This window comes from Kitasatospora sp. NPDC056446, from assembly GCF_042796115.1.
Taxonomy (GTDB): domain Bacteria; phylum Actinomycetota; class Actinomycetes; order Streptomycetales; family Streptomycetaceae; genus Kitasatospora.
The window spans coordinates 1-8840 of record NZ_JBHTRF010000087.1; the positions used below are offsets into that span (position 1 = coordinate 1).

Annotated in this window: 7 protein-coding genes; 3 read left to right on the plus strand and 4 right to left on the minus strand. The window is 74.3% G+C overall.

Going from position 1 to position 8840, the window contains the following annotated elements; genetic code table 11:
* Positions 1-102 precede the first annotated feature (102 nt).
* Positions 103-306, plus strand: a complete 204-nt coding sequence (locus ACFQ6N_RS34495; RefSeq protein ID WP_380657727.1) for a hypothetical protein — start codon at positions 103-105, stop codon at positions 304-306.
* On the opposite strand, the gene ACFQ6N_RS34500 is transcribed toward ACFQ6N_RS34495, so the two are convergent.
* Positions 282-1646 (minus strand): dipeptidase, encoded by a 1365-nt coding sequence (locus ACFQ6N_RS34500; protein ID WP_380657729.1) that lies wholly within the window; start codon positions 1644-1646, stop codon positions 282-284. The genes ACFQ6N_RS34495 and ACFQ6N_RS34500 overlap by 25 nt on opposite strands.
* Positions 1647-1911: 265 nt before the next feature.
* Here ACFQ6N_RS34500 and ACFQ6N_RS34505 point away from each other — a divergent pair, with 265 nt between their 5' ends.
* Positions 1912-3153 carry a geranylgeranyl reductase family protein gene (locus ACFQ6N_RS34505; protein ID WP_380657731.1) on the plus strand — a complete coding sequence of 414 codons (1242 nt, stop codon included), beginning with the start codon at positions 1912-1914 and terminating at the stop codon, positions 3151-3153.
* Between the two features lie 113 nt (positions 3154-3266).
* On the opposite strand, the gene ACFQ6N_RS34510 is transcribed toward ACFQ6N_RS34505, so the two are convergent.
* Positions 3267-5570, minus strand: coding sequence for a glycosyl hydrolase family 18 protein (locus ACFQ6N_RS34510; protein ID WP_380657733.1), 2304 nt, complete (start codon positions 5568-5570; stop codon positions 3267-3269).
* Positions 5571-5694: 124 nt separating this feature from the next.
* The gene (locus ACFQ6N_RS34515; protein ID WP_380657735.1) at positions 5695-6306 is read right to left on the minus strand and encodes an ArsR/SmtB family transcription factor; all 612 of its coding nucleotides are present in this window, start codon (positions 6304-6306) and stop codon (positions 5695-5697) included.
* Between the two features lie 36 nt (positions 6307-6342).
* On the opposite strand from ACFQ6N_RS34515, the gene ACFQ6N_RS34520 reads away from it, so the two are divergent.
* A complete protein-coding gene (locus ACFQ6N_RS34520; protein ID WP_380657772.1) occupies positions 6343-7746 on the plus strand; it encodes an MFS transporter in 1404 nt (467 codons plus the stop codon).
* On the opposite strand, the gene ACFQ6N_RS34525 is transcribed toward ACFQ6N_RS34520, so the two are convergent.
* A complete protein-coding gene (locus ACFQ6N_RS34525; RefSeq protein ID WP_380657737.1) occupies positions 7629-8534 on the minus strand; it encodes an ATP-grasp domain-containing protein in 906 nt (301 codons plus the stop codon). The genes ACFQ6N_RS34520 and ACFQ6N_RS34525 overlap by 118 nt on opposite strands.
* Positions 8535-8840: the final 306 nt, after the last annotated feature.

Sequence of the window (8840 nt, forward strand, 5' to 3'; positions counted from 1 at the left end):
GGGGCCGGGGGGGGGCCCCACCCTCGGCGCCCCGCCGGGGGTTGGGCCCCCGGGCGGGGGGGGGCCGCCGGCGCGGGGGGGGGCGCGGCGACGGCGGCCGGGGTGCTGCACCGGCTCGGCCCGCTGAAGCGCAACCTGGTGCCGGAGGTCTGCTTCGGTGCCGGGGCCGGGCTCGCGGTCGGTGCCGTCGGCTACGCGGCGGCGGTCGCGGCCGCCCGCCGGTGGCGCGGCGGGCGGCCCGGGCCGGGGGCCGGAACGGGCAGCCCCCGGGCCGAGGTCCGTCAGGCGGAGCGCAGTTCGGCGTAACGGCGGAGGAAGAGGGCCTCGGTGAGGGCCATCCGCTCCAGCTCCTGCGGGTCGACGCTCTCGTTGACCGCGTGGATCTGGGCGGTCGGCTCCTCGACGCCGATCAGTACGATCTCGGCCTTCGGGTAGAGCGAGCGCAGGGTGTTGCACAGCGGGATCGAGCCGCCCTGCCCGGAGGAGACCATCGCGGTGCCGAAGGCCTCGGCCATCGCCTCACCCATCGCCTCGTACGCCGGACCGGTGGTGTCGGCGCGGAACGGGGCGCCGCTGCCCTGGCGCTCGACGGTGAGCCGGGCGCCGAGCGGGACCCGCGCCTCCAGGTGGGCGACCAGCGCGTCCTGGGCGGCGGAGGCGTCCGTGCCCGGCGGGACCCGCAGGCTGATCAGGGCCTTGGCGGTGGCCTGGACGGAGGAGGTGGCGCCGATCACCGGCGGGGCGTCGATGCCGAGGACGGTGACCGCCGGGCGGGCCCAGAGCCGGTCGGCGATGGTACCGGTGCCGGTCAGGGCGACGCCGTCGAGCACCTTGGCGTCGGCGCGGAACTGCTCCTCCGGGTACTGCACGCCCTCCCAGCTGCGGTCGGTCTCCAGCCCGGCGACCGTGACGTCGCCGTTCTCGCCGTGCAGCGAGGCCAGCATCCGGACCAGGGACTGCAGCGCGTCCGGGGCGGCGCCGCCGAAGGCGCCGGAGTGCAGGTTGCCGGCCAGGGTGGTGACCGAGGCCTCGATCACCGTCATGCCGCGCAGCGAGGTGGTCACCGTGGGCAGGCCGGCGGCGAAGTTGCCGGTGTCGCCGATGATGATGGCGTCGGCGGCGAGCAGCTCGGGGTTCGCCTCGGCGTAGCGCTCCAGACCGCCGGTGCCCTGCTCCTCCGAGCCCTCCACGATGATCTTCAGGCTGACCGGGTAGGTGTCCCCGTACACCTGGCGCAGCGCCCGCAGGGCGGTCAGGTGCATCAGGACGTTGCCCTTGCAGTCGGCGGCGCCGCGCCCGTACCAGCGGCCGTCGCGCTCGGTCAGCTCGAAGGCGGGGCTGAGCCAGGCGTCCTCGTCGAGCGGGGGCTGGACGTCGTAGTGCGAGTAGAGCAGCACGGTCGGCGCGCCCTCGGGGCCGGGCAGCTCGGCGTAGACCGACTGGGTGCCGTCCGGGGTGTCGAGCAGCCGGACGCCGGTCAGGCCCTCGGCGGCGAAGGCGTCGGCGACCCAGCGTGCGGCCTTCTCGCACTCCTCGACCGGGAACTGGCGCGGGTCGGCGACCGACGGGAAGGCGACCAGTTCGGCGAGGTCGGTGCGGGCACGGTCCATCAGGGACCGGACGGCGTCGGCCAGGGGCTGTGACATCGGGGCTCCGAGGGGGGACGTCCGCCCGCGGGGTGCTGCGGGCGGTGGGGGCGGTTGGGGTACCGCCGATCATAGGCGGCGCGGAATCGGGTGCCCCGGGGGTCGGGCGATCCTGTTCCGGCTCCTTCCTGCTTCCGGTTCCTGCTTCCGCTGCCGTTCCCGCTTCCGGTTCCTGCTTCCGCTTCCGGTCCGGCTTCCGGCGGTCGCGGGTGGTTCGGGTGGTGCGGCGTCCGACCGGGCGGGCGGACGCATAGAATTGCTCGACGTGACTGACTCCGGAAGCTCCGATTCCCGTAGCCCGCTCGCCAGCCCGCACGACGGCGCGGCCTCACCGCTCGACGGCGTCTGGGACGTCGTGGTGGTCGGCGCCGGACCGGCGGGTTCCTCGGCGGCGCACGCCGCCGCCGTCCAGGGTCGCCGGGTGCTGCTGCTCGACAAGGCCGAGCACCCCCGCTACAAGACCTGTGGCGGCGGCATCATCGGCCCCTCCCGTGACAGCCTGCCGCCGGACTTCCGGCTGCCGCTGCAGGACCGGGTGCACGCCGTCACCTTCGCGTACGACGGCCGGTACACCCGGACGCGGCGTTCCCGGCGGATGCTGTTCGGCCTGGTCAACCGGGACGAGTTCGACCTGCGCCTGGTGCAGGCGGCGAAGGAGGCCGGGGCGGTGCTGGTCACCGGAGTGACCGTCACCGGTGTCGAACAGCGCGGCGGCGAGCACCGGACCGCGCTGGTCACGGCGGCCGACGGCCGGACCTTCGAGGCCCGCGCGGTGGTCGGCGCGGACGGCAGCGCGAGCCGGATCGCCCGGCACGTCGGCGTCACCTTCGACCAGATCGACCTCGGCCTGGAAGCGGAGATCCCGGTGCCGCCGCAGGTCGCCGCCGACTGGGCGGGCCGGATCCACCTCGACTGGGGCCCGCTGCCCGGCAGTTACGGCTGGGTGTTCCCGAAGACCGAGACCAGCAGCCTGACCGTCGGCGTCATCTCGGCGCGCGGCGACGGCGAGCGGACCAAGCAGTACCTCGCCGACTACATCCGGCGGTTGGGCCTGTCCGGCTTCACCCCGAGCGTCGAGTCCGGGCACCTGACCCGCTGCCGGGCCGAGGACTCGCCGCTCTCCCGCGGCCGGGTGCTGGTCGCCGGGGACGCGGCCGGGCTGCTGGAGCCGTGGACCCGTGAGGGCATCTCCTACGCGCTGCGCTCGGGCCGGCTGGCGGGCGAGTGGGCGGTCAAGGTCGCCGAGGCCGGCAACGCGGCGTCGGTGCGGCGCGAGGCGCTGAACTACGCGTTCGCGATCAAGGCCGGGCTGGGCGTGGAGATGCGCGCGGGCAAGCAGCTGCTGGGCGCCTTCGAGCGGCGGCCGTACCTGTTCCACGCGGCGGTCTGCCTGGTGCCGCCGGCCTGGCGGGCCTTCGCCCGGGCCACCCAGGGGCACACCACCTTCTCGCAGGTGCTGCGGCAGTACCGGGCGGCGCGGAGGCTGACGTCGATGGCGTCGCGGTAGAGCGGTAGAGCGGTAGACGTGGTGCGGGGCCGGTGCTCCTCCTTTCGGGGAGGGGCACCGGCCCCGTTCTCCTTGCGCGGCGGGCCACTTGGGCCCGGCGGCGGGGGTGAGGGCTACTTGAGCCCGGTGTCGAGGGCGTTCATCAGGGTGCCGGACGGGGTGTCGCCGGACATCTCCCAGATCATGCCGCCGAGCAGGTTCTTCGACTTGAGGTAGGCCGTCTTCTGGGCGATCGACCAGGCGTCGTCGAAGGTCCACCACTGGCCGCCGGCTCCCGTGTAGCCGTACGTCGCAATGGACTTGGGGTCGTGGTAGACGGTGAGGTTGGAGAGGCTGGTGACCAGGTTGTTGTACCCGCGCGTCCCGGCCTCCTCGGCGAACTGGCCCGGTGCGGCGCCCGTCGCGGACTGCCAGACGCCCTTCGCGCCGCCGTCCGCGACGCCCTGCCAGCCGCGCCCGTAGAACGGGAAGCCGATGGTGAGCTTGCGCGGGTTGACCCCGGCGCCGAGGTAGGCCTGGACGGCCGCGTCCACGCTGAAGTGGAAGTTGTACGGGTCGTTGGGGTCCTGGTAGAGGTTCGACGCGTGGCCGGTGCGGTTGGGCTCCCACGAGTTGTCGCTGCCCGAGCCGTGGAAGTCGTAGCCCTGGACGTTGGCGATGTCCAACGAGGTGAAGATCTTGCCCAGGTCCCAGCCGGCCGCGACCTTCGCCGGGTCCGCCGGGGTGAAGGCGGTGAGCAGCTTGTGGGGGCCGCCCGTTGCGTCGAGCTGCTTGCGGAACTCGGCCAGCAGCAGGGTCAGGTTGTCCTTGTCGTTGGCGCTCCAGTGGTTGCCCGGGTGGCCGTCGGCGGAGCCGGGCCACTCCCAGTCGAGGTCGATGCCGTCGAAGATCCCCGCCGCCACACCGTCGCCACCGGCGCCGTTGTAGAGCGGCAGGTTGCCCTTGATCCAGGTGTCGACACAGGACTTGACGAACTTCTGGCGCGAGGCGTCGGTGGCGGCGACGTCGGAGAAGTACTTGGAGTACGTCCAGCCGCCGAGCGAGACGACCACCTTCAGGTTCGGGTACTTGGCCTTGAGCTTCTTCAACTGGTTGAGGTTGCCCCGGAGTTTGCCCCAGCCGTCGTCGGCCACGCCGTCCACCGACTGGTCGGCGCTCATCGGGCGGGCGTAGTCGGCGTCGGCGTCACCCGCGCCGGTGCCCTGGTCCGGGTCCTGCGGGTTGGCGGTGGTGCCCTTGGTGACACCGGCGAGGCAGGTCAGGTTGACCGGATCGATGTTCTCGAAGGCGTAGTTGACGACGTCGAGCTTGGCGGCGCTGCCCGAGGTGTCGAGGTTCTTCACGAAGTACTGGCGGCCGTAGATGCCCCACTGGACGAAGTAGCCGACCCGGGCGTACTTTCCGGCGCCGACCAGGTCCGAGGTGGTCACCGAGAGCGGGGCGGAGGCGGGCGAGGCGTTGTCGGCGGGGTCGCGGGCCTTCACGGTGAAGGTGTAGGCGGTGGACGGGGAGAGGCTGCCGACCGTCGCGGTGAGCGTCTTGCCGGTTACCGTCGCCACCAGGGTGGGGCCCTGGTAGACGTCGTACGCGGCGACCCGGACGTTGTCGGTCGAGGCGTTCCAGGCGAGCGCCACGTCCGTCGAACCGACCGACGTGGCACGGAGGTTGGTCGGTGCGGTGGGCGGGACGGTGTCGGTGGACGGGTCGAAGGTGGCGGCGGTCACGGGCGCGCTGAGCGGCCCGGTGTTGCCGCGACTGTCCTTGGCCCGGACGGTCAGGGTGTACGAGGTGGCCGGGGTGAGGCCGCTGACCAGGGTGCTGGTGGTCGGGCTGGAGGCGAGGACCGTGCTGCCGTTCAGCACGTCGTACGAGGCGACCGGGAAGTCCCCGCCGGTGGCGGCCGGCCAGCTCAGGGCGAGCGTGTGCGCGGTGGACTCGGCGACCGTCGGGGTGCCCGGCGCGGACGGCGGGACGTCGGGTGTGCCGTCGCACTTGTCGCCGTTGATACGGCAGTTGAGCGGGGTCGCGACCGGGCCGTTGCCGACGAACCAGAAGCTGTACGGCTCGGTGGTGCTGTGGGCGTTCACGGTGGAGTTGTAGAACGCGGCGACGGCGCTGACGTGTCCGCCGGTGACGGTGGCGGTGCCGTTGTAGCTGTTGCCGATGGTGACGCCGGGCGGGAGGTCGAACTCCAGGGTCCAGCCGGACACGGCGGTCGCGTTGTCGTTGTGGACGATGTAGGTGCCCTGCCACCAGGACCCGTTGTTGGCGGTGGTGAAGGTGGCGGTGAGCTTTCCGGCGGCGTTCGCCGGGGCGGCCAGCGCGGTGAGCGCGGCGAGGGGGAGGAGCAGGACGGCGAGCAGCGCCAGCAGTCTGCTGCGCACGCGCGGGCGCCCGGCCCGGGATCGAGCGGACATGGTTCTCCCTGTGGCTGTGGGGGTGGAACAGGGTGACGTAGAACCGGGGTTGATCCGTGTGCGATCGGTGCCCGCGCCGTGGGGAGACGGGGCATGGGCACTGTAGGAGGACTGGACCAATGCGTCAACAGGTCTGTACCACTTGGGAGTTGAGTGGGGGCGGGGTGGGACGGGGAGGGGTGGGGCTGCTCGTGACCAGACCGGTGGCGGCGAGGACGGACAGGTGCTGGCTGACCGCGCCCGGGGTGACGCCGAGGCGGTAGGCGAGGTCCGTGGTGGACGCGGGTTCGGCGAGCATGGCCAGCAGCCGGGCCTTCGGCGCTCCGACCAGTGCCTTCACGGCCTGCGCGGGCACCGGAGCGCCCCGGCCGCCCATGCCCGCCTGCCCGCGCGCCGGGTAACTGATCTGCGGCGCCCGGTCGCTGCTGATCATCGTGATCGCGCCGCGGACGAAGAAGGTCGGGCAGAGCACGAGCCCGCGCCCGTCAACCGGGGTCTCCACATCGCCGTCCGTCCAGTGCCGGTTGATCGATAGGACGCCGTCCTCCCAGCGGAGGCGGTGGTCCAGATCGGCGAAGAGGGCCGTCGCGCCGTGCCGGGAGAGCAGACGGGCGCGGTAGACCAGGTCGGCCTCCAGGACCGCGCGGGCCTGCGGCCACCAGGTGGGCGCGAGGCAGACCTCCCAGTACTCCCCGGCACCGGTGGCGTTGTCGCCGCCCTGCGGCGGCGCCTGCACCCCGACCCGACGGTCCGCCGGCTGGCCGGGATCACCCTGGTCAACACGGTGGGCAACGGCCTCTCCCTCGCCGTCGCCGTGCTGTTCTTCACCCGGGTGCTCGGCCTGAGCGCCGCCCAGTTGGGGCTCGGCCTGACCGCCGCCGGCCTGTGCGGAGTCGTCGCGAGCGTGCCCGCAGGCCGGGCCGCCGACCGGTGGGGCGCCCGGCGGGTGCTGGTGGCGCTGGTCTCGGTGCAGGCGGTCGGCACCGCCGGGTACGCGCTGGTGCACAGCTACCCGGCCTTCATCGCGCTGGCCTGCCTGGTCTCCGCCGTCGACCGGGGCTCCGCCGCCGTACGGAACGCGCTCTACGCCGAGGTGCTGCCCGCCGATCGCCGGGTCGCGGGCCGGGCCTACCTGCGGGTGGTGACCAACGCGGGCATCTGCGCGGGCACCGCCCTCGGGGCGGTCGCGCTCCAACTGGACACCCGGCCGGTCTACCTGACGGCGATCCTGGCCGACGCCGTCTCCTTCGCGGTCGTCGCCGTCCTGTTCCTGCGCTTCGCCGAGCCGCGCCGCGCACCGGTGGCGGAGCCCTCGGCGACGGTCGGAGCCCCGGAGCCGTCCGCCGCCTCGGGCAAGGGCGTCAAGCCGGGCAAGGGCGTCAAGCCGGGCAAGCGGCGGAACCCGGCCCTGCGCGACGGGCCGTTCCTGGCGGTGACGGCGCTGAACGCAGTGCTCTGCCTCCAGTTCGCCGTCCTGGAGGTCGGCGTGCCGCTCTGGATCGTCCAGGAGACCGACGCGCCGCGGATCACCGTCGCGGGCACCCTGATCGTCAACACCCTGCTGGTGATCACCCTCCAGGTCCGGGCCACCCGGGGGACCGAGGAGCGGTCGGCGGCCGCCCGGGCCTGCGGGCGCGCCGGGGTGATGCTCGCCGCCTCCTGCCTGGTCATCTCGTTGGCGCACGGTCTGCCCGCGATCGTCGCGGCCGTGGTGGTGCTCGGCGGGGTCGCCCTGCAGTCCCTCGGAGAGGTGGTCGGGCAGGCGGGCGGTTGGGCGCTCAGCTACGACCTCGCGGGCGAGCGGGACCACGGCGCCTACCAGGGCGTCTTCAACGCGGGGACGGCTGCGGCGCTGATGGCCGGCCCGGCGCTGGTCAGCACCCTGGTGGTCGGATGCGGCAGGATCGGCTGGGTCGTCCTGGGCGCGGTACTGGCGGCGGCGGGCCTGGCGATGCGCCCCGCCGCCCGGTGGGCGGGGCGACGGGACGGGAGCCCCGGGGCGTGCCGGGAGGCGGGGCGCGGTCGGTGGTCGGACGGGACCCGCCCCGCTGCCCGGCCTCAGCGCACCACCTCGGGCAGCTCGCGCAGGAACGGCCGGTCGGTGGCGGGGAGTCGGGCGGCCGGCCCGGCGGCGCGCAGCACGACATCGAGGACGGCGTCCGGATCGGCGGCATAACCCCCGGCAGCCCAGGCGGCGTTGGCCTCCACCACGGCCCAACGGCCGTTCGCCGTAAGGCCGACGTCCACCACGGTGGCGCTCGGCAACGGCACACCCGCCGCCGAGACCGCCAGGACGTCCCGGGTGAACGCGAGCGCGTCGGAGGCTTCTCCGTCCGGTGCCGACGCGCTGTCCGGGCCTGCCCCGACGGCGGTACCGTCCGGGTCCAGCGGCGCGACGGACAGCTCGCCGTCCACCGCGTACCGGGACCCGGCCCGCACCACGCCGTCCAGGACGAACAACCGGTACTCCGTGACGAACCGGACCACCTCGCTCACCAGCACCGGGGTGTCGCCGTCCAGCACCTCGGGCCCCGGCAGCGCACCGCCGTCGGGGTAGACCCGGGCCGCGAACAGCTTGTCGGCCGGCGGCTTGACGAAGGCCGGGCTGCGCAGTCGGCGGGCCTCGGCCAGGGTGGTGCAGGTGACCCGCCGCCCCGTCAGGGTGAGCGGCAGCCGGGCCAGCCAGTCCTCGGCGGGCTCCAGCAGCCCGAGGCCGAGCTCCCGTCCGACGGCGTCACCGAACAGCGGCCCGCCGTACACGTGCACCGCCGGGCCGCCGAGCAGTTCGCGCGGGGCCTGCCAGGACGTCGCGGTGTACGCCCGCAGACCGCGGCGCCCGGCGGCGGTGCGCAGCGCGAGTCCCGTCTCGTTGATGCGCGGTGCGAGGAGCAGGACGGTGGTGGCGGCGGTCTCGCGGCCGGGGTCGAGGTCGGGGTCGGTGAGGGCGGGGCGGTCGGTGGTCATGGCGGCGATGCTGCCGGGGGCGCGGGGGTGGTGGCCACCGGATTTCGGCTCCGGCGAGGCTGAGTGAGGCCTGAGTGAGGCCTGAGTGAGGCCCGAGCGCGGGCCGTGCGGTTCCGGCGGCGGGGGCGGGTGGGCTTCGGCCGGGAGGCGGGAGAGCCCCCGAGGAGTGACGGGTGGGCTCTGGCCGAGGGGAGGGTGGGCGTGCCAGAGTCGTCCGGGCGCGGTCCGGGCACCCCCCCCCCCCCCCCCCCCCCCACCCCCCCCCCGCCCCGAGGCCGCCGCCCCCCCTGAACACCGCCGAGGCCA

Bases quoted from the DNA above. Each gene is read 5' to 3' on its own strand.
- ACFQ6N_RS34525 (WP_380657737.1), bottom strand. From the start codon at position 8,534: ATGACCACCGACCGCCCCGCCCTCACCGACCCCGACCTCGACCCCGGC.
- ACFQ6N_RS34510 (WP_380657733.1), bottom strand. From the start codon at position 5,570: ATGTCCGCTCGATCCCGGGCCGGGCGCCCGCGCGTGCGCAGCAGACTG.
- ACFQ6N_RS34500 (WP_380657729.1), bottom strand. From the start codon at position 1,646: ATGTCACAGCCCCTGGCCGACGCCGTCCGGTCCCTGATGGACCGTGCC.